Genomic DNA, 979 nt, shown 5'->3' with positions numbered 1-979 from the left:
ATGCGTTCGGCGCTGGTAGTGGCAGCGGCGGGCGATGGCCTGATGATGACGGCGCCAGTGGGACCAGGTGAGAGGACGCGTCGGCCGCACCGGGTGGCGGGTCAGGGAATGCAGAGCGTCCATGAGCCGTCGGACCTCTGCCACTGTGAGGGGAACGATGCTGGCGGAAGCGTTCCTGCATCCCCCCCTTCCAGAGCGCGGGAGGCCATCACGGCCAGGAAGGCGTGGGCGAGCATGGCGAGGGTGATGTGCCGGTACCAGCCGACATAGCGGCGGACCTCGTACTGATCCAGGCCGCATTCATTCTTCGCGGCCTGGAAGCACTCCTCGATCGCCCAGCGTGTGCCGGCGACGCGGACCAGCGTGGTGACCGTCGTGCTGAGAGGGGCGTAGGCCAGGTAGTAGGCGACCTCATCAGGGCGGGCCAGGCTGCGGCGGGCCAGGACCCAGCGGTGGTGGGTCGGATCACTGCCGTCGAGGTCGGCGACGGCGGGCAGCCGGGCTGCAGCCCAGTCGTAGACCCGCGGGCCCTTCGAGCCCGGGCCGCATGAGATCCGCTCCCAGGCCTCGTCGGGAGCGCCGGCCAGGACGTGGTCGATGCGTCCGAGCGAAGGGACCTGCTGCGACTTGGGCACCGCCAGGACGTATCCGATGCCGGCTTCTTCGAGCATCCGCCGAAAGCGCCACTCCTGGCCATAGGCGGCATCCGCAGTGACCCAGGCGATGGGTAGCGACGAGGACAGCGCGCGCAGTACCAGGCCTCGGGCCAGTTCCGGCTTGGTGGCAAACCCGCGGTCCTCGGGGATCCGCGCGGCCCGGCACCGCTGCCGGTCTTCGATCCAGGACTTGGGCAGATACAGCTCGCGGTCGACCAGCGCCCTGCCTCTGGCGGAGGCGTAGGCGGCGAAGACGCCGATCTGGCAGTTCTCCGTCCGCCCGGCGGTGCCGGAGTACTGCCGCTGCACACCGGCGAAGACTG

At 70.0% G+C, this 979-nt stretch carries 1 protein-coding gene; it reads right to left on the bottom strand.

What is annotated here, in order from left to right; genetic code table 11:
• Positions 1-101 precede the first annotated feature (101 nt).
• Positions 102-979 (bottom strand): IS701 family transposase (locus SSP24_RS42495; RefSeq protein WP_141316625.1); only part of this gene is annotated, 878 nt, incomplete at its 5' end.

The sequence above is a fragment of the Streptomyces spinoverrucosus genome (assembly GCF_006539505.1).
Classification (GTDB): Bacteria; Actinomycetota; Actinomycetes; order Streptomycetales; family Streptomycetaceae; genus Streptomyces; species Streptomyces spinoverrucosus.
Note: the sequence above shows the minus strand (reverse complement) of the source record. Positions and strands in the feature narration are given on the sequence as shown.